Source organism: Sphingopyxis sp. FD7, assembly GCF_003609835.1.
Classification (GTDB): Bacteria; Pseudomonadota; Alphaproteobacteria; order Sphingomonadales; family Sphingomonadaceae; genus Sphingopyxis.
This window is the reverse complement of sequence record NZ_AP017898.1, coordinates 3,552,794-3,575,982: the sequence shown is the minus strand read 5'-3', so window position 1 is coordinate 3,575,982 and position 23,189 is coordinate 3,552,794. Positions and strand designations below refer to the sequence as shown.

Annotated in this window: 20 protein-coding genes; 3 read left to right on the top strand and 17 right to left on the bottom strand. The window is 59.8% G+C overall.

Features of this window, described 5'->3' with window-relative positions; translation table 11 throughout:
• Position 1: 1 nt before the first annotated feature.
• From SPYCA_RS17300 to SPYCA_RS17250, 11 genes are all read right to left on the bottom strand, one after another.
• Positions 2-874 carry an alpha/beta fold hydrolase gene (locus SPYCA_RS17300; RefSeq protein ID WP_269462430.1) on the bottom strand — a complete coding sequence of 291 codons (873 nt, stop codon included), beginning with the start codon at positions 872-874 and terminating at the stop codon, positions 2-4.
• A gap of 43 nt (positions 875-917) precedes the next feature.
• On the bottom strand, positions 918-1,793 hold the full coding sequence (locus SPYCA_RS17295; RefSeq protein WP_120221956.1) for a VOC family protein: 876 nt from the start codon (positions 1,791-1,793) through the stop codon (positions 918-920).
• Positions 1,790-2,635 carry a 3-(cis-5,6-dihydroxycyclohexa-1,3-dien-1-yl)propanoate dehydrogenase gene (gene hcaB, locus SPYCA_RS17290; protein WP_120221955.1) on the bottom strand — a complete coding sequence of 282 codons (846 nt, stop codon included), beginning with the start codon at positions 2,633-2,635 and terminating at the stop codon, positions 1,790-1,792. Before hcaB ends, SPYCA_RS17295 begins: the two co-directional genes overlap by 4 nt.
• Positions 2,632-3,861: an NAD(P)/FAD-dependent oxidoreductase gene (locus SPYCA_RS17285; RefSeq protein ID WP_120221954.1), complete on the bottom strand. Its 1,230-nt coding sequence runs from the start codon at positions 3,859-3,861 to the stop codon at positions 2,632-2,634. The genes hcaB and SPYCA_RS17285 overlap by 4 nt, the downstream gene beginning before the upstream one ends.
• Positions 3,858-4,184: a non-heme iron oxygenase ferredoxin subunit gene (locus SPYCA_RS17280; protein ID WP_120221953.1), complete on the bottom strand. Its 327-nt coding sequence runs from the start codon at positions 4,182-4,184 to the stop codon at positions 3,858-3,860. Before SPYCA_RS17280 ends, SPYCA_RS17285 begins: the two co-directional genes overlap by 4 nt.
• Before the next feature lie 10 nt (positions 4,185-4,194).
• Complete coding sequence (locus tag SPYCA_RS17275; RefSeq protein WP_120221952.1) at positions 4,195-4,731, bottom strand: aromatic-ring-hydroxylating dioxygenase subunit beta; 537 nt, start codon at positions 4,729-4,731, stop codon at positions 4,195-4,197.
• Positions 4,732-4,786: 55 nt separating this feature from the next.
• On the bottom strand, positions 4,787-6,163 hold the full coding sequence (locus tag SPYCA_RS17270; RefSeq protein ID WP_120221951.1) for an aromatic ring-hydroxylating dioxygenase subunit alpha: 1,377 nt from the start codon (positions 6,161-6,163) through the stop codon (positions 4,787-4,789).
• A 23-nt stretch (positions 6,164-6,186) separates the two neighbouring features.
• Positions 6,187-7,071: a GntR family transcriptional regulator gene (locus SPYCA_RS17265; RefSeq protein ID WP_120221950.1), complete on the bottom strand. Its 885-nt coding sequence runs from the start codon at positions 7,069-7,071 to the stop codon at positions 6,187-6,189.
• Positions 7,068-8,978, bottom strand: coding sequence for an AMP-binding protein (locus tag SPYCA_RS17260; protein WP_120221949.1), 1,911 nt, complete (start codon positions 8,976-8,978; stop codon positions 7,068-7,070). The genes SPYCA_RS17265 and SPYCA_RS17260 overlap by 4 nt, the downstream gene beginning before the upstream one ends.
• A 16-nt stretch (positions 8,979-8,994) precedes the next feature.
• Positions 8,995-9,975: an NADPH:quinone reductase gene (locus SPYCA_RS17255; RefSeq protein WP_120221948.1), complete on the bottom strand. Its 981-nt coding sequence runs from the start codon at positions 9,973-9,975 to the stop codon at positions 8,995-8,997.
• Positions 9,976-10,104: 129 nt separating this feature from the next.
• On the bottom strand, positions 10,105-12,636 hold the full coding sequence (locus tag SPYCA_RS17250; RefSeq protein ID WP_120221947.1) for a TonB-dependent receptor: 2,532 nt from the start codon (positions 12,634-12,636) through the stop codon (positions 10,105-10,107).
• 269 nt (positions 12,637-12,905) lie between these two features.
• Between SPYCA_RS17250 and SPYCA_RS17245 the strand changes: the two genes are divergently transcribed.
• Positions 12,906-13,856, top strand: coding sequence for an NAD(P)H-dependent flavin oxidoreductase (locus SPYCA_RS17245; protein ID WP_232003395.1), 951 nt, complete (start codon positions 12,906-12,908; stop codon positions 13,854-13,856).
• Positions 13,857-14,007: 151 nt separating this feature from the next.
• Here the strand turns inward: SPYCA_RS17245 and SPYCA_RS17240 are convergent, their stop codons facing one another.
• The 6 genes from SPYCA_RS17240 to SPYCA_RS17215 form a co-directional block, all read right to left on the bottom strand.
• Entirely contained in the window at positions 14,008-15,207 is a 1,200-nt protein-coding gene (locus tag SPYCA_RS17240; protein WP_120222417.1) for a tyrosine-type recombinase/integrase, read from the bottom strand.
• Between the two features lie 137 nt (positions 15,208-15,344).
• Entirely contained in the window at positions 15,345-16,064 is a 720-nt protein-coding gene (trmB, locus tag SPYCA_RS17235) for a tRNA (guanine(46)-N(7))-methyltransferase TrmB (RefSeq protein WP_120221945.1), read from the bottom strand.
• A 51-nt stretch (positions 16,065-16,115) separates the two neighbouring features.
• Complete coding sequence (metK, locus tag SPYCA_RS17230; protein WP_120221944.1) at positions 16,116-17,336, bottom strand: methionine adenosyltransferase; 1,221 nt, start codon at positions 17,334-17,336, stop codon at positions 16,116-16,118.
• A gap of 51 nt (positions 17,337-17,387) precedes the next feature.
• Entirely contained in the window at positions 17,388-19,130 is a 1,743-nt protein-coding gene (lnt, locus tag SPYCA_RS17225; protein ID WP_120221943.1) for an apolipoprotein N-acyltransferase, read from the bottom strand.
• Positions 19,131-19,362: 232 nt separating this feature from the next.
• Entirely contained in the window at positions 19,363-19,764 is a 402-nt protein-coding gene (locus SPYCA_RS17220) for a DUF2141 domain-containing protein (protein WP_120221942.1), read from the bottom strand.
• Positions 19,718-20,479 (bottom strand): sterol desaturase family protein, encoded by a 762-nt coding sequence (locus SPYCA_RS17215; protein WP_120221941.1) that lies wholly within the window; start codon positions 20,477-20,479, stop codon positions 19,718-19,720. Before SPYCA_RS17215 ends, SPYCA_RS17220 begins: the two co-directional genes overlap by 47 nt.
• Before the next feature lie 74 nt (positions 20,480-20,553).
• Between SPYCA_RS17215 and crtY the strand changes: the two genes are divergently transcribed.
• Positions 20,554-21,711: a lycopene beta-cyclase CrtY gene (crtY, locus tag SPYCA_RS17210; protein WP_120221940.1), complete on the top strand. Its 1,158-nt coding sequence runs from the start codon at positions 20,554-20,556 to the stop codon at positions 21,709-21,711.
• Positions 21,708-23,186, top strand: coding sequence for a phytoene desaturase (locus tag SPYCA_RS17205; RefSeq protein ID WP_120221939.1), 1,479 nt, complete (start codon positions 21,708-21,710; stop codon positions 23,184-23,186). Before crtY ends, SPYCA_RS17205 begins: the two co-directional genes overlap by 4 nt.
• Positions 23,187-23,189 lie beyond the last annotated feature (3 nt).

Sequence of the window (23,189 nt, the reverse complement as noted above, 5' to 3'; positions counted from 1 at the left end):
TTCAGCCGAGGGGCAGAGGTTCGTTGGGGGCAGCTTCGGCAAGGAAATTGCAGACGAGCTGTGCAAACCTCTCGGATTGCTCGATCTGCGTCCAGTGACCGCATTCCCCAAACACATGCAGTTGCGCACGTCTGATCAGGCTTTCCATGCGATACGCGTCCTCCACACTCACGACGCGGTCTTCACGGCCGTGAACAATCAGGGTTTGGTGTGGAAGGCTGCGCAAATCGTCTTCGTTACAGGCAAGCGAGTCAAACCAACGCTGACGTGGCGCGGGAAACATCTGGCTATAGGATTCCTGGAAACCAGGCCTGATACTTGCTTCGTACCTCAGTTGGGCGAGTTCATCGTTCACCAGATCGCGGTTGTACGCAAAGATATCGAGAAGGCGGCGCATGTTCTCGATCGAGGGTGTATAGCCCCAGACTTCGTCCAGGCCTGGCGTCATCGGGCCCTTGATACCGCCACTGCCCATAAGCACGAGACGTCGAAAGCGCGCGGGGTGTCGGATTGCGGCGGCCAGTGATATCGCGCCGCCAAACGAGTTGCCGACAAGATCGACTTGTTCGAGGCCGAGAGCATCCAGGAAGCCAAGCAAGTGTTCGACCCAGGCTTCGACATTGTAGCTGAAGTTCTCAGGGCGATCGGTGAAGCCAAAGCCGACCATGTCCAGCGCGATCGTCCGTGTTTTGCGCGACATTTTCGGCAAGATCAAACGCCAGTTCGCCCATGCTGAAACACCCGGTCCCGACCCGTGGATGAAAACAACTGGCGGGCCTTCCCCCTGATCATGGTAGTTTGTACGAATGCCGCCTGCCACGATCGACTTGGAAATTTCGGGATTGGTGGCCACATCGCTCATGACATCTGCCATGGACGTTACTCCTCTGAAATATTGAAGTGTTTCTTGAGGAAAATCATTCCGGAGGAATGAATTTATGCCCCCACATGCTGATGCTGTCATAGCGAACGACCGACCAAGAGCGATCAACATCGCGTGGCGTACAACCGAACTCTACCGCGAAACCCGAAGGTGTGATTCCATAGAAGGAATACATGTGATCGTTTGTATGGCGGCCGAAAGTAATGAGGATTCGAGAGTCGCGCTCCATGCGATCAATCGCGCGGCCGACATCGTCGAGTGACGCAGATTCCACCATGAAGTGGTGCAGCCGCTTGGGTGAGGGTGCGGGCAAAAGCGCGAGGGTGTGGTGCCGCCGATTGCAATTGAAGAAGTGCAGCTTGGGCTTGCCACCAGGACCGAGGTCCCAATCGATAATGTCGGAAAGTTCCATCCCGAGGCCCTCGATGTAGAACTTCTTCGATTCCTCGATATCCGGTGTTGTCAGAACAAAATGCCCAAAACCCTGCTCGCCGGTTACAAATGAGGAAACGCCAACCGGCGAGACGAAAGGAACCTCAAACAATTCGGTTGCGCCATAGTAGATCTCGATCCTCACGCCTGAGGGGTCGATGACCGATGCCAGACCGAGGACGCCGCGATCAGATTTGAGATCCTCGGATTCTTCCGTCAGCTCATAACCCATCTGACGCAATCGACTGACAGTAGCCGCGAGAGCTGCAGCATCGGCAACTTCAAAACCGGCATAGGCAATGTCGTCCGATTGACCATTATGCACAGCGAGGCGCCAGGCACGGGAATCCAGCCTGTATCGGTCGCAATCCTTGCCGCTTGCCGCCGACATCATGCCAAGTGTGTCGTTTGCAAAGCTTCTCCATGCGCCGAGATCCGTCGCTTCGAAGCCGAGATATCCGAGACGGGCAATAGTCATGCAAGTTCTCCCTGAAGTCCAAGCTTCTCCGGCAGGTCATGACCACCTGACGATTTGAAGATGCCGCGAACACCAATGCCGCCGTCAAAATTGAGCGCTGCCCCTGTTGCCGGGGCGCAGTCCGTTCGCGAAGCGAAGAACACGAAGGCTCCGGCATATTCGTCGGCGTCGGCCATTTCGCCCAACGGAAGTACATCCTTGAGAATATCGGCCAACGGGATGCTGGTGATACTGGTCGTGTCCAGTTTGAGGGACTTCGGTCCGCGAAGGTCACTGCCACCGATCCCGCCCGGGGCAACCGCGTTGACACGTACGTGTGGTGCCAGTTCGAAAGCCAGCTGCCGAACCAGGCCAATTACCGCATGCTTTGTAGCCGTATAGAGCGGGCCACCACCATCGGGATAGAAGGCTGCGTTCGACGCAGTGAATACGATCGCGCCTTTGCTCTTGACCAGTTCGGGCAAGCAAGCCTTCGCTGCAAGCAAATAGCCCTTTACGTTAACGTGGAACATCTCGTCGAATGCCTCGTCGATACAATCTTCCGGCAGGTCGACGAGCGAGGTTCCATAGTCCCAGATGCCCGCATTGGGGATAAGGCAATCAATCTTGCCAAATCGCTCAACGCATGCCTGCGCAACCGACTTGTGGTCGGCGAGCGAACGCACGTCTCCGGCGATGCCCAAGAATGCGTCACCATACTGGGCGGCAAGTTCCGTCAGTCGGTCAGCGGATTTATCCAGAACCGCAACCTTCGCGCCTTCCTGAATAAATCGATCGACTATAGCGCGTCCGAGACCGGCCGCACCGCCGGTCAAAAGTGCGACTTCACCTGAAAGTTTCATAGGGCTACCTCTCTGCTTTTCTTATGAATATCCCGGAGGCGAATGGTCTGATCGCGCAGTTCGTCAGGCAGAACTGCCGACTGGTCATCGATCATCCGCTTGGCCACGCCGAAGTCTGCCGCTGCGTCGATAGCGATGACTGCTTCCGTCCGGCCTTCTCGAATACGAAATGCGAGGCTCGGCCCTTCGCCAACTGCTCCGCGGTGGAGAATTTCGCCCGGCCCCACAATGTCGCCGGCCATTTGCAGACGATGTCCGGCAATCTCGGTCCAGGAATTGGGGACTTGCGCTGCGGGCTCAGCTCGACCCAGCATTGCAGCAGCAGCGATCTGCGCCTGCGCCTGGCTGTTCAAGTATGTTTCAAGACTGCGCCTGCCACCGCCTCTTATGGGCCAGCTAGCGACATCACCAGCCGCGAGGATATTCTCGTTGCTGGTCACGCCGCGAGCGTCAACCACGATGCCTCTTTCACAAACCAGCCCGGCTTGAACAGCCAGCTGTGCGTTCGGTTCCGCACCAATCGCCACGAGGATGACGTCCGCGGGAAGCTTGTCACCAGATGCTAGTTGGACTCCAGTTACATGACCGTTGCCTTCGATAGACGTGACCTGACTGTTGAGTAGGACAGTCACCCCCAGTGTTGCCAAGCGGGACTGCATCCAGTTCCCTACTTCCCCCAGAACTCTGAGCAGAAGCGCCGGCGCCGATTCAACCACCGTGACTTTGCAGCCAAGCTTAACCAGGGAGGTTGCGACCTCGCACCCGATCAGGCCGCCGCCGATTATCACGACCTCGCTACCGGTCGAAATCGATGAGCGGATTGCGATGCTGTCCAGATCTGTTCGCAATGAAAAGATCCCGGGACGAGCAATTCCGCCAATTTCCGGCATTCTGGCGCGGGAACCAGTGCAAAGAAGTATCTTATCCGCTCGCAGCGTCGAGCCATTTGAAAGGACCAACTCGCCGGCATCAGTGTGCAGCTTGTCTACCCGCGTGGACGGCAGCAACTCGATCCGATTGCTTTCGATCCAGCCCGATTCAAATAAGGGAGGGGGGCATTCCTGCTGACCGCAAAGCACCGATTTTGAAAGACTTGGTCGATCGTAATCGGCATTGATTTCGTCGCTGATCAGGAAAAGTTCACCATCGAAACCCATTTGGCGCAAGGTAACAGCAGCCGTGCCACCGGCCAGGGCGCCGCCGACGATGCAAACAGACTGCGTCATGCCGAGACGTGTCCGGCATCGACATCAACGTAGATTTCTCCATCGCGAACTTCGAGTGGATAGACCTTGATGGGATCGCAGGCCGGTCGGGCCTTGACCTTGCCGGTGCGCACGCAGAACTTGCCCCAATGCAGCGTGCATTCGATCACGTCGCCTTCAAGATATCCATCTGTAAGCGACCATTCGCCATGCGTGCATTGGTCCTGGGTAGCAAAGAACTCGCCATCGACATTGAAAATCGCAATTGCGGCTTCGCCTTCGCCGATTTTCAGCGCGTCACCGGGCTCGATATCAGCCACATCGGCAAGTTTAATAAAGGTCATCCCACTAGTCCTAGAAGAAGATGCTGAGATTATTGGAAAGTATAGTGCTCTGATCGATATGTATCGTTCTGTTACGAATCTTGAATCGAACATCATCAGAACGAATCAATTCATCATTTCTGTATCCAGCAAAGATGTCGACCTGCCGCTCAAGTCGATTACGATAAATCAGAAACGATGAGGTTACTTCCAGATTGCCCGGTCCGGTCTTCGATTGGATTACGACATTCCCAACAATATGCCGCGTCCGCGATGCAGGATTTTCCGACCAGCTTACGTCAGACTTCAGCTTTCTGATGCGCCCTTGCATCATCGCGTAAGTGTCATCGAAGTGTGCGTATTCATCATCTCTGGAATACTCCAGAGCCTTGTCTCGCTGAATTCTGTTCGTCCTGATCGGCATGAAGTATCGAATGTCTTCATGAAGCAGCGCAAACCATGAATCAAAATCGCGATCGTCGAGCAATGTTGCTTCATCATAGTAATATTGTTCGATTTCATGTTGAAGAAGAAGATCTTCGATCGAAAAAGTTCTTTGAGATGACATGACAAAATCCTGAAGTCTAATTGGAACAGGCAATATCGGGAGTTGGGAGGCAGCGCTATTTGCCGGCCGCCATCTCCTCAAGCACGTGCTTGGGTGCCAAGGTCCGCCAGTCAGCTTCCGTCATCATGCGGCGCCATTGGGCGTAGAGCCCGCGTGCAGCTTCCTCGTTGTAGACGTAGCCGGTGCGCCCAGGATATTTGTCATTTCCGCCGAACTCGCCCTTCATGCCCATCTGGACATTGAGTGGCCGGCTCTTTGCTTTGTGCCCGCGCAGGACGGACTGAATCTCGCACCAGTTTTCACCGTCGTCCTGCTCGAAAACACCCCCTGCCGAGAAGGTGCGCAGTGTCTGTCGCCGATATTCTTCCTTGATCTCGTCGGGGGCGTCGGCATCGACGATCGTCCAGGCCCAAACTTCGGTTTCATTCGGGCCGCGCGGCTGCCAGGTCCGAACTGTATTGATGCCTGGGAGGAATGAACACGTCGGAAAGATCGTCATGTGTTGAGCCATCAGATCGCGCACGCGTTCGGAACTTCCGAGCCGTTCTGCTGCCTTTTCGGCATACGGACTGTTCGTCCAGTATTCCGTAACCTTCGGCCCCATGATAGCCAGCAACATACCTGGCTCGCCAATGTAGAAGCCCGTCCCGTGCCCGCCCCATTCCGCACGGAACTGAAGGCCGACTGTCGGAATCTTGGCGTCCGATAGCTCCATTTCCGGCGGAAGACCGGCGATGATCCCGGACAGATGTGACGTGGTGCCCGCATGATACATGTCGCTGCAGAACTGCTCTGCCGCGAATTTCCAGTTGCAAGGAATGACCCATTTCTGGATGCCGCCAATTGCGACGGTTCCCGCTTCTGTGCGGTCGAGCATATGGTCCATGTAAAAGCAGGCGTCGCTGAGATATTCCTTGAGCGTCGGCGCTTCCGGATCCCAGTTGGCAAAGATCAGGCCCTTGTACGTTTCGACCCTGGCTTGAAGCGGGCTCCACTCCGCCTTGTCGAGCCCCCCGATGAACGCTTCGTTTTCGTATGGAACATTTACCAGCTTGCCGCCGATGTCGTAGGCCCATCCATGGTAAGTGCAGGTGAAAGCCTTAGCGTTTCCGCCATCCACCCGGCAAATCCGCATGCCTCGGTGCCGACACTGATTGAGGAACACCTTGATCGACCGGTCCTTCTGGCGAACGACGACAACCGGGTCTTCGCCGATGTAGGCTGTCATGTAGTCGCCGGGCTTGGGCAGATGGCTTTCATGACCCATCAGAATCCATGAACGAGCAAAAATTCGTTCTTGCTCAAGTTCATAAATCCCCTCGTCCGTGTAGATGCGAGGATCGAGCAGGCCATTTTCATCATCCACAAGCGATAGAAGCGCTTCAGGAGTCCACGATGTATGGATGAAATCCGCTTTTCTGTCAGATGGCATTTTAATTCTCCCGAAAATTGAATCTACTGCTGTTCGCGAATTTTACTGAATTTCGTCAGGTCAAATTTATCCACGTTCGCGTCGGAATTTCTTGAAGGAAGAATTTGACTAATTTTCGCGAATGAAACCGAAGACTTTATGTGATCAGCAAGGGCCTCAATCGCCTCATCTGCTTTCCTTGAAAGAGTGAGGTCGAATATTTTCTTGTGCTCATCGTGCACAATCTGACCGGGAGGGCTCTGACGAGAAGTGTACGTCAGGCGCCTGTACCGTTCGGACTGTCGGTACAAAATTTCGCGGAACCGGAGGGTCCAATTCGATCCGCTCGCCGAGACCAGGGCTTCATGAAATTCCCGGTTTCGCTGTTCCCATAGATCGAAGGTGTCTTCGGCAGCTTCATCAAGGCGCTGCTCTGCAAGACTCAATTGGTGAAATGCTTGGACAACCCGGCCTTCCCAGGCATCACCGCCATTCAGGATGCTCGTATGGAAGGCTGAAAGCTCAAGAAGGAGCCGTGTGTTCACGAGGTCTTGGTAGTCCTCGACCGACATGGGCGCGATGCAGAAGCCGCGTTGCGCGTTGGCTATGACCAGCCCATCGGAGACAAGCAGAGACAGCGCCTCGCGAATCGTGCCTGTGCTCACCCCGTAGCGGGTGCTCAATGGCTCAAGCTTGATTTTTGAGCCAGGCGCGAATGTCCCATGGATGATGTCATTACCCAGTTCGCGATATGCGCGTTCGATCAAGCTCTTGGGCTTATCTGCAGCAGCATCGATCGTGCGTCGCGATGCGGCTGAATGGTTGGTCAAACCCAAAGGTGTCTCCTGTGATTGCGGAATCGCCGAAATTTTCTCCTTTCGAAGGTTTGTTGATTTTTCTGAATTTGTCAAAAATTTAAGCTCTGTCATGGCATCACCGGAAGCAGGCCTTCACGCGCCAGAGCTGCGATGATTTCGTTGAGGATGGTTGCATCGTCGATCGTCGGCGGAATCGACCATGACTCACCATTCGCGATCTTCTTGATTGTGCTGCGAAGGATCTTGCCGGACCTCGTCTTCGGCAGCCGTGGTACAGCCAAGACGGCCTTCGGCGTGGCGATTGGTCCAATTCTCGTACGAACTGCGATTGCGGCCTTGGCGGCTATTTCGCCGTGCGTCAGTGAGGCACCATCAGACACTACGAACAGCCCAAGAGGGACTTCGCCCTTGATACTATCCGCGATGGCAACAACAGCGCATTCTGAGATTTCAGCAACCGTCGAAATTGCTTCCTCGATAGCACCTGTCGACAGGCGATGACCCGCGACATTGATGATGTCATCCGTCCGGCTCATGACATATACATAACCGTCATCATCAATGTATCCGGCATCACCAGTTTTGTAATATCCCGGAAAGTCAGAGATATATGTCTCTTCGAATGCCTTGTGGTTCTCCCAGAGCGTCTGAAGTGCCCCTGGCGGTAACGGCAACTTGACGGCGATTGATCCGGTTTCTCCCGCCGCAACGGGTTTGCCTTCTTCATCCAGGATCTGGATATCGTAGCCAGGCATCGGCACCGCCGCCGATCCATACCGGACCTCGACAGGCTCCAAGCCAATCGGATTCGCCGTCATTGGCCAGCCGGTTTCTGTCTGCCACCAGTTATCCAGAACCGGAACGTCGAGTGCCGTCTCAGCCCACTTGATTATGCTGGGATCGCCACGCTCGCCCGCGAGAAAAATTGCGCGCAACGAAGACAGATCAAACTGGCGAGGCATGAGGCCGTCGGCATCTTCCTTGCGAATAGCGCGCAATGCGGTTGGTGCAGTGAACAGCAAGTTCACCTTGTACTTCGAAATAACCCTCCAGAAGGTGCTGGCATCGGGTGTCCCGACGGGCTTTCCTTCAAATACGACAGTGGCGCATCCCGCGAGAAGCGGGCCGTAAGTAATGTAGGAGTGGCCCACGACCCAGCCCAGGTCGGAAGCAGCCCAGTATACGTCTCCTGGCTTCATGCCAAATATATGAGACATCGACCAGGCAAGGGCGACCATGTACCCCCCGTGCTCCCGCACGACTCCCTTGGGTTTGCCGGTCGTTCCGGATGTGTAGAGAATGTAGAGTGGATCAGTGCTGGAAACTTCAACACACGCCGGTTTGTCGCCACGAGCAAGGGCGTCGCTCCACTCGACATGCCAATCGTGATCCCGGCCAGCGATCATCTCGCAAATGAGCTGCGGACGCTGGAGGACGATTACCGCCTCCGGCTTATGTTGGCTGCTTTCCACAGCCTCATCAAGCAGCGGTTTGTAGGCGATTGTCCTGTTTGGTTCGAGGCCACAAGACGCGGCAACGATGACACGTGGTTTCGCATCATCAATCCGTACGGCAAGTTCGTGCGCCGCAAATCCTCCGAATACGACCGAATGCACTGCCCCCAGACGCGCGCAGGCCAACATCGCGATGACCGCTTCCGAAACCATCGGCATGTAAATGATGACCCGGTCACCCTTCATCACGCCATGGCTGCGCAGGACTGACGAAAACACCTGGACCGAATCCAGAAGTTCCGAGAAGGTAAGGGACTTGCTGATGCCTAGAAGCGCACTTTCATAGATCAGCGCGGGTTCGGCACCACGCCCGGCCACCACGTGCCGGTCGACAGCATTCCAGCAAACATTGCATGTCCCATCGGCAAACCAGCGGGCAATTCCCTTGTCATTGACCTCACTGGTTGTCGGCTGCACCATCCATTCGACCGCAGTGGCCGCATCCGACCAGAAACCGAGAGGGTCGGTCATCCATTCATCATAGGTCTCTCGATAGCTCGACATTGTCTTTTGCCCAGCCTCAGATTGCCACGACCACGTTGCCGACAACCTTGCCAGATTCCACTAACTCGTGGGCTTTCACGATCGAATCGAGAGGCAGTACTTCGGCGATATTATGGTCAATATTTCCCGACTCGATGAGGTCATTGACGCCATTGGAAATTTCCAGACGTCGCGAATCTGCCAGATGATAAAGAATGAAGAAATCAAATCCGATATTCTTCAGTATTGATTTTGAAAACGGCATCTTGAACTCGCGTTCTGAACTGCCGTAGGCAACTACGCGGCCCTCTCTTGCCAAAGCTGCGACGTCCAGATCGACATTCGCAGCAAGATCGACTTCGAGAATAAGGTCGACGCCTCTGCCATTTGTGGTTTCGAGGATCGCCTTCAGGCTGTCTTCCTCCCGGTAGTTAATGACACGATCAGCGCCCGCCAATCGTGCGATCTCAGCCTTCTCGGGACTGCTGACTGTCGCCAAAATGCACTCTGCACCCAGCTGGCGTGCAAACTGTACTGCATAATGCCCGACTGCACCGGCACCGCCGGCGACCAGAACACTCTTGCCGCGAACATCGCCGTTCAGCGTAAGCGCGTGCAGAGCTGTCGAAGCCGGGATGCCTAGACATGCACCAATTTCGAATGAAATATCGGGATGCAAAGGTGCCGTGAAATTTTCCGGTACGACGACGTATTCCGCGGCCGTTCCGGTCGTGCGCCCCCAGGCCGTATTGAAGACCCAAACACGTTCGCCGATCCTTGCCGGATCGACTCCTTCACCGACTGCATCGATCACCCCGGAACCGTCACTGTGTGGCACGCGTGGGAAGAGCCAGGATGAGGGAATATGGCCGCTCCTGATCTTGACGTCCGACGGGTTCACCCCGGAGGCCTTCACATTGACACGGACCTCACCGACTCCGACCGTCGGCATTTCACCATCTACGAGCGCCAGAACGCGCGATGCTTCGCCGATTTCATTATATTGGACACCGCGCATTTTTCATCTCGGTCTGTCAGGTGACTTCGCACGTTCGCCGTCGGTCTTGAAGCAATACGCGCCAGTCAAAGGAGACATGAGGGAGACCACCCCGCATCCGCCGCAGCGGGATGCGGGGTGGTCCCGCGTTCAGAACTTCGCCTTGAGCGAAACTCCCCAAGTGCGGGGCATGCCCGCGTACCGAACCAGACTGTCCAGAGGCAGCTGGACGCTATTCCAGTAGTACTTGTTTCCGATATTGCGCACGAAGACGTCGAGCTGGTACTGATCGTCATTGGTCATGACCGCCAGATTGGCATCGAACAACGCATAGCTGTCGATCTTGAACAGGGGATCACCTTCAAGATCGCCCCGTGACGAGCTGGAATATCGTCCGTTCACGGTAAGGCGGGCATTCAGGCTGTCACCGACGTCGAACCCGTAGGTCAACGTGCCATTCAGCTGGAACTTGGGGGTGAAGGGGAAGCTTGCACCCGCGAAGTTCCGTGCCTGCCCGAAGTCGTTGAAGCCCTGATAGGTGTCAATCTTCGCATCAAGATAAGTTGCAGTCACGCGAGCGTCCAGGCCACGGAACAGCGGTACCGACACCTCCCCTTCAATGCCGAAGACATGAGATTTTGGAATATTCTTGATGCTGTTCAGCGTCACATAGACCGGGTCAGGCGTATTCACGAAAAGCTGCTTGTCGCGATAATCATAGTAGAACGTCGAAGCATTCAGGATTACGCCACGGGCAGGGCTCGCCTTGATGCCGGCTTCGTATGCCCGCACTTCTTCCTGCTTGGCAGGATCATACTGCGGGGCGACGTTCGCGTTGACATTGGGAAATGCGCCCGACTTGAAGCCGCGCGCGGCCGAGACATAGACGAGCACATTGTTATTGAGGTGATAGTCAAGCGCGATGCGACCGGACAGGTTGTCTTCGTCGAGAACCTTCCGAACCACGCCCTGGACGTTGTTGCCGCCCGGCACGAGATCGGCGAGGTAGGTGACGCAGCCACCAGGCTGTACGTTGGCTCCGAACGGCGTCGCATTGTTGAAGAATGCATTCCAGGAGGCAGCGATGCTGTTGTCACCCTGGTCCTTCGAACAACCGGCAAATTCGGCCTTGTCCTTCGAATAGCGCATACCGAAGGTGACGTTGAACTGATCGGTGAACTTGTACTCAACCTGTCCGAACAACGCCTTGGACGTGATCGTCTGATTGATCAGGTTTTCCCAATCGCGGAAGCCCCATTGGATATCTTCCAGCTGAGCAACCGTGGTGCCGGGAGGCGATGTCAGCTGTCCGAAAGTCCTGACCAATGCGACCGTGCTGATTGTCGCACCCCAGGTCTTGTCGTTCTCACGGATCTTGTCCCTCGCATAGAAGGCACCCGCGACCCAATGCAGGCGGTCCGAGTCGCCACTGAGCCTGAACTCCTGGGAGAAGGACTTGATCGAACCTTCACCGAGACCAATCAGGTTCTCGATATCCCAGCCGCTGGTGTCATAGCCTTCACGCCTGGTGAAATGCGCATAGCTGGTCAGCGAAGTCAGCTTGACGCCATCGGCGATCCCGATGTCACCACGCAGTGCGAAGGCCAGAAGCTCGTTATCCTTGCGGAAATCGAGCGGGGCGGGCGTGAAATTCTGTCCTCCGCCATTGGTGCCGCCCCAGGGAAGGTTCTGAACCACCCAGTTGGCCTGACTGCCACTGGTCGGGGTATACGACTGACTGAAGATCTCCGGCGGCAAGCCAAGGCCTGGCGCCGCAGCAGCCCACTGCGCCGGAGTGGTTAGCCCAAGAAATGCGATGAGACCTCTTGGAAATACGGCAATCGATTGACCAGCCTGCGTGTCTGATTTGTCCTTCCACCAGCTTGTCGTAAACAGGAACTTGGTATCGTCCGCAGGTTCCCATGCGAGAGAAAAGCGCGCTGCCGCCTTGTCAACTTTGCCGAGACGCTCTCCATGGGTAACGCTGACCTGCCAGCCCTTGTCCGCCCGCTGCACATCGAAGGCAAGGCGTGCGTTCAGATTGGGAGCGATACCGCCATTGATGAAACCTTCGAGGCCATATGATTGATAGCTGCCGTATGAGACCTTGATCTCACCGCTTCGCTCATCGGTCGGCTTGTTGCCGATGCTGTTGATGAGGCCGCCGGTTGTGTTCCGGCCATACAGGGTCCCTTGGGGACCTTTCAACACTTCGACGCGTTCAAGGTCCAGCGACAGACCTTCGGTCATGATCGGATAGGGATACGCAACTTCGTCGAGGTAGACGCCAACCGGCGAAGACGTCGACATGTTCGGCGTGTTGAAGCCGACACCTCGCAGAGTATAGATCGGCGGCCCGCGAAACGATTTGGCGACCGTAAAACCAGGCACGAGGACTGCGACATCCTTGACGTCCACGACGCCCAAAGCATTCATCTGATCGCCACCGAACGCGGCAATCGCGATGCCGACATCCTGCGTCCTCTGATCACGCTTCTGGGCCGTAACCACGATGTCGCCGAACGGGGAATCTTCTTCGGCGGCCGCCTGTGCATTGCCATCGCTGCCCTCTGCACTCTGCGCGAAAACGGCAGACGGCAGCATCACGGTAGCCATTAAGGCGATCCTGGTCAGCTTGCGGGCCGCCCGGACCCGCGAATTGAGGGATGTCGTGGCTTTCATCAATAACTCCTCTCCTGGCGTTGCGCCGCTCGCCCTGTCGTTGGGACATGGTCGGGTTCCGAGCGATTCGTCGCAACTAATATTCCTTTTGAAAAAAACATCAACATTTTTTGGAGAAGGAATTTTTCGAGGTGCGGGCCGGAACTCGATCGTACTCTCGCGTTGCTTCCAGGCGCCGAATTGCCTAGGATCGCTCAATGCCAACGGGGGCGCTCCACACTCGTTTCAGTCGCAAATTCGGGCTTGCTGCACCTTTGTGCCTTGCCCCCATGGCCTTGGCCGCTGGAGGAGAATTGGCAGCTGCGTGGGCTCGTTCAGGAGCGTTGGCCTTGGTTGGTGGCGGTTACGGCGACGTGGACTGGCTCAAGCAGGAATATTGCGCAGCCGTATCGAAATTGCGGTCTACTCCGGCTGCGCTCTCTCGCCTCGGATGCGGCTTTATCACTTGGAAACTCGACCAGGATTGCAGCGCATTTGACTGGCTGCTTGACCAACCCGAGACCCCGGCAGCGGTTATGCTCTCATTCGGAGACGCAGGCTCATGGGTGAAGCGCTTGGCAGATCGGAGCATTCCAGCCATTTGTCAGATTCAGCGCGCAGATCAGCTTCACGCGGTGATTGACGCTGGCGCATCCGTGATTGTCGCCCAGGGCAGCGAAGCCGGCGGCCACGGCATTAGGTCTTCTCTCGGGCGCGGTACCTTCACACTCGTGCCTGAGGTCGCGGACATTCTTGCTAAGGTCGCTCCCGAAACGCTCGTCATTGCTGCGGGCGGGATTTCGGATGGAAGGGGTCTCGCTGCCAGTCTCATGCTTGGTGCAGACGGTGCCATGATCGGGAGCCGCGCTTGGGCGACTAGGGAGTCGCTGGCATCAGCAATGGCAAAGCAGGTTGCCATCGCTGCGACTGGCGATGGCACCATTCGGAGCCCCATATTCGACTTGCTTCGAGGGAAAGACTGGCCCGAGCCATATGACTTTCGATCCATACGCAACGCGCTTCACCGTGAATGGGAGGGACGGGAAAGCGAACTCCAGGCGAGAATCGTTGAGGCCAGGTCCAGGTATGAGCAGGGCGTTGCCAGTGAGAACTATGATCTGGCTCATGTAACGGTTGGGGAGAGCGTGGGCTTGATACACGACACCCCTTCGAGCGCAGAGCTGATCACGCAGATGGTAAGCGAGACAATCGATCGATTGTCGCTGAACTATTTATTGTAGGCTCCGCCCCACAGCGGATTGAGCAACCTGTTATCGCGCAGGATGCGGCTTTGGTGATGTTTGGAGCGACCGCGGCTCATTCATTGACGCCCCGCTCTGCCTCTCCCAAACAGCCGCTCGCGAGTTAGCAACGGCTAGTTGCGTCCATAGATCACCAACCTGAAATTGATAGCAAATGATAATTCCAGTCAGCCAAGGCTTGGCGCTTTTCTTCCTTCCAGTCATGTCTTTGGTAAATGCCGGCCACCCCCGCGCGGGAGCCTCCGACGTGGTTCAACACGGCCTCGGTCACTTCAAAACGAACTCCTAGGCGTTGGAAACCCGTCGCCAACGTCCGGCGCAGGTCGTGCAGCCGCCAAGGTGCGAGCGGTTCCCCGGAATCTTCCTCGATCAACTGGTCGAGCTTCTTCTTGCCCTTGTCATATCCCGTAAAGCTGCCGCCTGTCGAAGTTTGGAATACCTTGCCTTTCCGCGGCCACTCAGGTCCTGCCGCCAATTCGTCAAGCACGGCCATCGCCAAACCGTTCAGGGGAATGCGATTGGGCTCTCCATTCTTTGCCCGATTGCCGGGAAGCGTCCAAAGTCGTTCACCATGGTCCAGTTCGTCCCACGACAGAGACGAGACTTCCTCTCTTCGTTGGCCGGTTACGATGAGTAGACGAACGATTGGGCCAAAGCAGGGGTGGGTCTGCATCGCATGCTTCCACACCTTCGCCAGTTCGCTATCACTCAGCCAACGATCACGTGCCTTGACGGGAGGCGGGGTTTCCATGCCTTCCATCGGACTTCGTTCGACATCCCCGCGACTCACTGCCCACCGAAACAGACGGCGAAGAACGGCAAACACGTTACGCCGGTTTGCTGCTTGCTGAGCTGGCATCCGGTCGAACACTGTGACGATGTCAATTCGGGTAATCTTGGGAAGAGGCTTGGAACCGAGTACCGGTTTGACATGGATGCGCAATGATCGCTCAACCAGAACCTTCCATCCCCTGCCGACGCACGACCTTTCGAATTTGTCGGCATAATTATCGAAAGCAAGATCGACGGCCTCACGGCGGCGCTGCTGATCGGCCTCGACGGGATCGATGCCCTTGGCGATCAGTAGCGACACCCTAACTGCTTCATCGCGGGCAGTTGCCGGTGTCCATGGCGAGCCGTGACTTCCGATGGTGTACCTCCGGGTGCGCGCTTCCCGCCCGCCCATCCTAAATTGAAGGACGTAGGCCACCTTTCCCGACTTGGTGATCTTGGCGCCAAAGCCCTTGATCCCATTATCCCACAAAAAGCCCTCATGACGCTTCGCAATTAGGGCATCGATGGACTGCTTGGTGATCTTTCCACTCGCCATGATCTGGCCTCCCGACTGGTCGTTCCAGCAATCACCCAGCAATCACCGAGCAATCACCGAGGCGGAAATTGCCGCCAAGGGGAGAAAACCATAGCGTAAGTAAGATTTTGATATAAAATGCTTTTTCTACGCCAGAGCTACCCTTGGGTACGCCTCCAGCGGAAGTACCAGACTTCGTGTCCCTGCGCGCGCGCCTTCGCCTCGTAGCGCGTTTCGGGCCAGCCGCCGGGGCGCAGCTGAAAATCGCGCGCATCCTTTGCCAGCCATTCGAACTGGTGGCGATGGCGGCGCATCACCATCAGCGCGTGGGCGAGATAGACCGGATGGTCCGTGCCGAACCGGAACTCGCCGCCGATTTTGAGCTTTGCGGCAATCAGGTCGAGCGGCCCGTCGTTCATCATCCGCCGCTTGGCATGGCGCGCCTTGGGCCAGGGGTCGGGATGCAGCAGATAGACGAAGCTCAAGGCGCCGTCGGGGATGCGCCGCAGCACCTGGAGCGCGTCGCCGTGATGGATGCGCACATTGCCGAGCGGGGGGTGCGCGCCATGATCGCCCGCGACATGGACAAGCGCCTGCGCCACGCCGTTGATAAAGGGCTCGGCGCCGATAAAGCCATGGTCGGGCAGCATGTCGGCGCGCGCCGCCATATGCTCGCCGCCGCCGAAGCCGATCTCGAAATGCAGCGGGCGGTCGAAGTCGAACAGCCGCGCGGCCGTTACCTCACCCTCGGCGGGAACCGCAATCTGCGGCAGCAGCGTATCAACCAGATCCTGCTGCCCCGCGCGAAGCGGCTTGCCCTTCGATCGGCCGTAGAGGCGGTTGAGGGTCGTCGGGTCGCCGGGTTTGTGCGCAGTCATGGCGCGCGCGTTAGCGCGGGCAAGCGGGGGCGGCAAGCACCCCGGCCCCGATCAGACCGCGAGCGCCGCCTTGAGCTTGTCGACGAGGTCGGTGCGTTCCCACGGAAAGGCGTCGCCGGCCGCCTGGCGGCCGAAATGGCCATAGGCGGCGGTCTGGCGATAGATCGGCTTGTTGAGGCCCAGATGCGTGCGGATGCCCTTGGGCGTCAGGCGGACGAGCTGCGGCAACAACGCCTCGATCCGGCTTTCCTCGACCGTGCCGGTGCCGTGGAGATCGACATAGATCGACAATGGCTCGGCGACGCCAATCGCGTAGGAGAGCTGGATCGTGCAGCGGCGCGCGAGGCCCGCGGCGACGATATTCTTCGCCAGATAGCGGGTGATATAGGCCGCCGAGCGGTCCACCTTGGTCGGATCCTTGCCGCTGAACGCGCCGCCGCCGTGCGGAGATGCGCCGCCATAGGTATCGACGATGATCTTGCGACCCGTGAGCCCCGCGTCGCCGTCGGGGCCCCCGATTTCAAACCGGCCCGTCGGATTGATGTGATAGACGGTGTTCGCGGTGAGCAGTTCGGCGGGCAGCACGTCGGCGATGACGCCAAGCACATATTTGCGAAGCTCGGTATATTTCGCCTCGTCGCCTTCGCCATTGTGAAAATAATAACCCGGCGCGTGCTGGGTCGATACGACGATGGCGGTCGCCTCGACCGGACGTTCGTTGGCGTAGCGGAGCGTCACCTGGCTTTTGGCATCGGGTTCGAGGAAGGGCGCGGTTCCGGCCTTGCGGTCGGCGGCCATGCGTTCGAGGATCTTGTGGCTGTAATCGAGCGTCGCGGGCATCAGGTCGGGGGTTTCGTCGGACGCATAGCCGAACATGATGCCCTGGTCGCCCGCGCCCTCATCCTTGTTCGCGGCCTCGTCGACGCCCTGCGCGATATGCGCCGACTGGCCGTGCAGGTTGTTCTCGAAGCGAAACTCGTTCCAGTGGAAACCCGCCTGTTCATAGCCGATCTCGCGCACCGTGCGGCGCACCGTCGCCTCGATCTCGTCGAGCGCGCCGGGCGCCCATTCGCCATCCTCGAACACGCCCTTGCAACGGATTTCGCCCGCCAGCACGACGAGCTGCGTCGTCGTCAGCGTTTCGCACGCCACGCGCGCTTCGGGATCTTTCGCCAGGAACAGGTCGACGATCGAATCGCTGATCTGGTCGGCCACCTTGTCGGGATGCCCTTCGGACACGCTTTCGGAGGTGAAGAGGAAGCTGTTGCGCATGGGGAGCCTTTTTCCGGACGGATATAAAGAAAGCTTTATGTTGGGTGGCTGTTAGCGTCCGCGCCGACGAAAGGCAATGGCCAGCGCGAGCAGCGCGAGCGCAAATCCGACCGGCAGCGCGTTGCCGAAGCGCGCAAAGAGCGTCGGCGCGTGCGCGGGCGGCACGATCGTGTCGATGCGCCCCGCGGCGTGCATCGGCAGCGATTCGAGAATGCGCCCGTCGGCGTCGATCACCGCGCTGATCCCCGTCGGCGTCGCGCGGACGACGGGCAGTCCTTCCTCGATCGCGCGGAGGCGGGCCTGGGCCAGATGCTGCGGCGGGCCCCATGATCCGAACCAGGCGTCGTTCGACGGGTTGAAGATGAAGGCCGGGCGGTGGTCGCGGTCGACGACCTGGCCCGAAAAGATGATCTCGTAACAGATTTGCAGGCCGATGCGGCCGAAGGCGCCGAGGTCGATCGTGCGCGGCCCCGGTCCGGGCCAGAAATCGATATCGCCGGGCGCCAGCCGCGACAGGCCGAGCGCCGAGAGGACCGGCCGCATCGGCAGATATTCGCCATAGGGAACCAGATGCGCCTTGTCATAGCGCGGCCCGAGCGTGCCGTCGGCGTGGAGCGTCATCACCGCGTTGCGCGCACCGACGACCTCGCCGCGCTTGTCCATTTCGAGCTTGAGCGCGCCGAGCAGCATGACATCGCCCATATTCATCAGGTCGGTGATCCGCCGCCGCGCTTCGGCGGGCGAGCGTTCGTAATAGACGGCGGGATAGCCCCATTCGAGATAGTCGGGCACCGCCGCCTCGGGCCACAGGATGAGGCGCGGCGTTTCGTCCCTGGGCGTCGTCAGCCGCGCGAGCTTGGCGAAATTGGCGTCGGCCTTGCTGCCCTCCCATTTATCCTGCTGGCCGACATTGGGCTGGACGACGGTGATGGAAGTGGCGGCCGTGGTCGGAGGCGGCATTGCCGACGGGCGTTGCGGCAAAATGCTCAGCAGAGTCATGTAGGCGGCGATAACTACGCCTACTCCAAGAAGTTGCAGCAATTGTGATCGCGGTGGCGGAACGGGTTGCGGGCGCTGCAACTCACGCAGTATTTCCGCCGTCGATTTTAACATGCCGACCACGACCATCGCCGCAAGGATGACCATTGCGGACCCACCATATGTGCCGACCCAGGGGAGAAACCCGAAGAAATCACCCGTTGTCGCGATCAGCGGGTTCCACGCGAACCCCGTGAACACCCAGCTGCGCAGCCATTCGGTGAGCGTCCACAGCGCGGCGAAGGCGAGGATGAAGGAGAGCGAAATCCTCCCCGGAACGGGGAGGGGGACCGCCGCAGGCGGTGGAGGGGGCTCGCGGCCTTGCGCGAGGTCGGTCGGAGGACGCACCCCCCCTCCGTCAGCGCTGCGCGCTGCCACCTCCCCGTTCCGGGGAGGAATGAATTGCCACGCCCCCCACGCCGCGAGCGCGGGATAGAGCGCGAGATAAAGCGCGAGCAGCAGAACCGCGATCCACCCCAGCCACGCGGGCATCGCCGCCTGATAGGTGAAGGCGGTCGCGATCCAGTTGAGACCAGTGGTGAAATGGCCGACGCCGAACGCCCAGCCGATGCCCAGCGCGCGCCAGCCGCGCGGGCTGCGCGCGACCAGCGCCATCCATGATGCCAGCGCGAGCAGGGTCAAGGGCCAGAGGTTGAGCGGCGCGAAGCCCGTCGCCGAAACGGCGCCGAGCGCAAGGGCAAGAAGCTTTGGCCAGCGGTCGGCGAAAGCGGCGATGCGGGGGCGTGTCGCGGTCACGCGCGATGCTTTAGCGTTGCGCCCTCCGCCCCACAATGGCGCTTGCAATCCACCGGGCCGGAATGGCGGCTTACGACCGATAGTTGCCGCACCCCGGCGAAAGCCGGGGCCCAGGGCGGGATAAGCTAACGCTTGCTCATGGGCGCTCTGGACCCCGGCTTTCGCCGGGGTACAACAGTAAGGCGAGCGGCAGCTCCCCACCCCAAGGCGGACTCCGCCAATGATCCGCCCCCTACAGCATATATTTCATCCTGATCGACTGGCGCATGTCGCCCGTGACCGCGAAACTTGCCGACCGGAAGCTCGGCGGGCCGACGGTGATCGTGGGGTTGCGCGAAAAACCGAAGCCTTCCTTGGGCAGGAAGATCGCCTTGTCCATCTTGTCGTTGCCATTCTCGTCATGGACGACCGCAATCGCATAGGTGCCCGCGCCGGGCGCGTGGACGTCGAAGCGCGCGGCGTCGGCGGCCTGCACGGCCAGGCGCACCGACCCCTTGTCCTTGCTGCAATCGGGAAAGGCGCTGGCTTTTGTGGTCAGGCAGACGAGCAACTGTCCCCTGGCGCTGCGCAGCCCCGTGACGCTGACCTCAACCGTCGGCTGCGGCGGGGCGTTCGCGGTCAGGACGGCCAGCATCAAAGCGGCCAAGCCCGATGTCGGTGCCGCACGCGCGATCCCAGAAACGGAAATAAAGTCCATAATTCCCCCGGTAGGCGGCATGATGCGCCTGGTGATGCGTCGCGGTTATCAGCCAGCGCCCTGCTGGTCCATGAACAAGCGCGCGCGGGAACATCTCCCACCCCATATGATTGCCAACCCCCATGATCGTCATGATCGCGAGCACCAGCCCCAGCACCGCAACATGGATGGGAATGACAAACACCAGCGCGGGGATGACGATCGCGCCGGTGACCGCCTCGACGGGGTGAAAGCTCATCGCCGCCCATGCGGTCGGCGGGCGGCTGGCGTGATGGACGGCGTGCGCGAGGCGAAAGAGGCGCGGGCGGTGCATCCAGCGGTGCGTCCAGTAAAACCATGCGTCGTGGAGCAGCAGATAAAGGAGCAGGCTGACGGGCAGATACCAGAGCGGAAAGGCGTCGACGTCGGTATAGATGCGCGTCCAGCCATGCGCCTGCCACCCCCAGGCGACCACCCCGGCGGGAATGCCGTAAATGGCGGCGCTCGCGAGGCTCCAGCCGATCTCGCGGCGCATCTGTCCTTCCAGCCCGCGATAGAGGCCGGGGCGCCTGATTCGCGTCGCGAGCGCAAAGACGCCGCTGGCAATCAAATAACGCACGCCGACGATCGCGGTCATCGCGAGCGCAGACAAAAGGATCGCCCAGCCGGTCATGGCGGAAGGCTAGTCGTTCGGCGGCGCGTTGCAATGGCTTTGCAAGGGGCGCGATGCGCGGCTAGGGCGGAGACATGGTGGGGCCGAACATCGATAGATGCGACATCGCGATCGTCGGCGGCGGGCTGGCGGGTGGGCTGGCGGCGCTCGCGCTGGCGGCCAAGCGGCCCGATCTCGACATACGGCTGGTCGAGCCGGGGCCGGTCGGCGGCAATCATGTCTGGTCCTTTTTCGACAGCGACATCGCAAAGAAGGACCGCTGGCTCGTCGCGCCGCTCGTCCGCTATCACTGGCCGCGCTACGACGTGCGCTTTCCCGCGCACGACCGGACGCTCGGCATGGGATATAAAAGCATCACCGGCGAAGCGCTGGCTGCGGCCGTCGCGGCGGCGCTGCCCGACGGGCATATCATCGCCGATCGCGCAAAGCATGTCGCGCCCGACCATCTGCTGCTGGCGCGCGGCGGGCGATTGTCGGCGAAGCATGTCATCGACGCGCGCGGTGCGGCCCGCTTTCCGACGCTGACAAGCGGCTGGCAGAAATTCGTCGGACAGGCGCTGACGATCGCTGGCGGGCATGGGGTCGAACATCCGGTCGTCATGGATGCGACGGTCGAGCAGCTGGACGGCTATCGCTTTGTCTACCTCCTCCCCTTCGACGCCGAGACGCTGTTCGTCGAGGATACCTATTACAGCGACGACGCGGGGCTCGACGAGGCGCTGGTGCGCGAGCGGATCGCCGCCTATGCCGCGGTGCAGGGCTGGCGGGTGGCCGCGACGACACGCGAGGAAAGCGGGGTATTGCCGGTGGTGATGGCAGGCGATTTCAACCGGCTGTGGCCGCCATCCGATCGCACCGCGCGGATCGGTGCGCGCGCGGGGATGTTCCACGCGACCACGGGCTATTCGCTGCCGCATGCGGTGCGCACCGCCACGGCGCTGCCCGCGCTGGTCGGCCGCGCCGACCTGCCCGACCGACTGCGCGCGCGCGCCGCGGCTTCGTGGCGCCGCCAGCGCTTTTACCGGATGCTGGGCGCCATGCTGTTCCGCGCCGCCGATCCCGATGCGCGCTATCGCATCTTCGAGCGCTTCTATCGCCTCTCGCCGCGGCTGATCGCGCGCTTCTATGCCGGGCGCTCGACCGCGACCGACCGGCTGCGCCTGCTTGCGGGCAGGCCGCCGGTGCCCGTCGGCCGCGCGCTCGCGGCGCTCGCCAGGCTCGACTGGCGATGAGCCGCCGCGCGATCGTCATCGGCGCCGGGTTCGGCGGCCTCGCGCTTGCGATCCGGCTCCAGTCGGCGGGAATCGCGACAACATTGGTCGAGGCGCGCGACAAGCCCGGCGGGCGCGCCTATCATTGGCAAAGAGACGGCTTCACCTTCGACGCCGGGCCGACCGTCATCACCGATCCGCCATGCCTCGGCGAGCTGTGGGAGCTGAGCGGGCAGGATATGGCCGCCGACGTCGAGCTGATGCCCGTCAGCCCCTTTTACCGGCTGAACTGGCCCGACGGCACCAATTTCGATTATTCGAACGACGAGGCCGCGCTCCACGCCGAGATCGCGCGGCTGAACCCCGCCGACGTCGCGGGCTACGAGCGCTTCCTCGACTATTCAAAAGGCGTTTACGAACAGGGCTATGTCAAGCTCGGCGCAACCGCCTTTCTCGATTTTCGGGCGATGATCAAGGCCGCCCCCGCGCTGATGAAATATCAGGCCTGGCGCAGCGTCTATTCGATCGTCTCCTCCTATGTTCGCGACGAACGGCTGCGGCAGGCGCTGTCGTTCCACACCCTGCTGGTCGGCGGCAATCCGATGACGACGAGCGCCATCTATGCGCTCATTCACACGATCGAGAAGGACGGCGGCATCTGGTTCGCGCGCGGCGGGACCAATCGGCTGGTCGCCGCGATGGTCCGCCTGTTCGAGCGGCTGGGCGGGACGCTGCGGCTGGGCGATGCGGTGGCGGCGATCCACACCGCGGGCGACCGCGCCACCGGCGTCACCACCGCGAGCGGCTGGCGCGGCGAGGCCGACATGATCGCGTGCAACGGCGACCTGATGCACAGCTATCGCGACCTGCTCGCCGATCATCCGCGCGGGCCGAAAGCCGCGCGCCGCCTGGCGCGCAAACGCTGGTCGCCGTCGCTGTTCGTCGTCCATTTCGGCGCGAAGGGCGACTATCGCGACGTCGCGCACCACAGCATCCTGTTCGGCCCGCGCTATCAGGGGTTGCTCGCCGATATCTACAGGAACGGCGTCGTGCCCGACGATTTCTCGCTCTATCTCCATCATCCGAGCATCACCGATCCCGGCATGGCGCCGCCGGGGCATTCGACCTTCTATGCGCTCGCCCCCGTCGCGCATCTGGGCAAGGCGAAAGCCGACTGGGACGGCGATTTCGGCGCGCGCTTCGCCGACGCGATCATCGACGAGGTCGAGCGGCGCGTCGCCCCCGATCTTCGCGCCAATATCGTCACGCGCTTTCACTATACCCCCGCCGATTTCGGCCGCGACCTCGGCGCGCATCTCGGCAGCGCCTTCAGCCTCGAGCCGGTGCTGTGGCAGTCGGCCTGGTTCCGCGCGCACAACCGCGACGACATGATTTCCAATCTTTACTTCGTCGGCGCGGGAACGCATCCGGGCGCGGGGATCCCCGGTGTCGTCGGCAGCGCGAAGGCGACGGCCCGGCTGATGTTGGACATTTAGCTC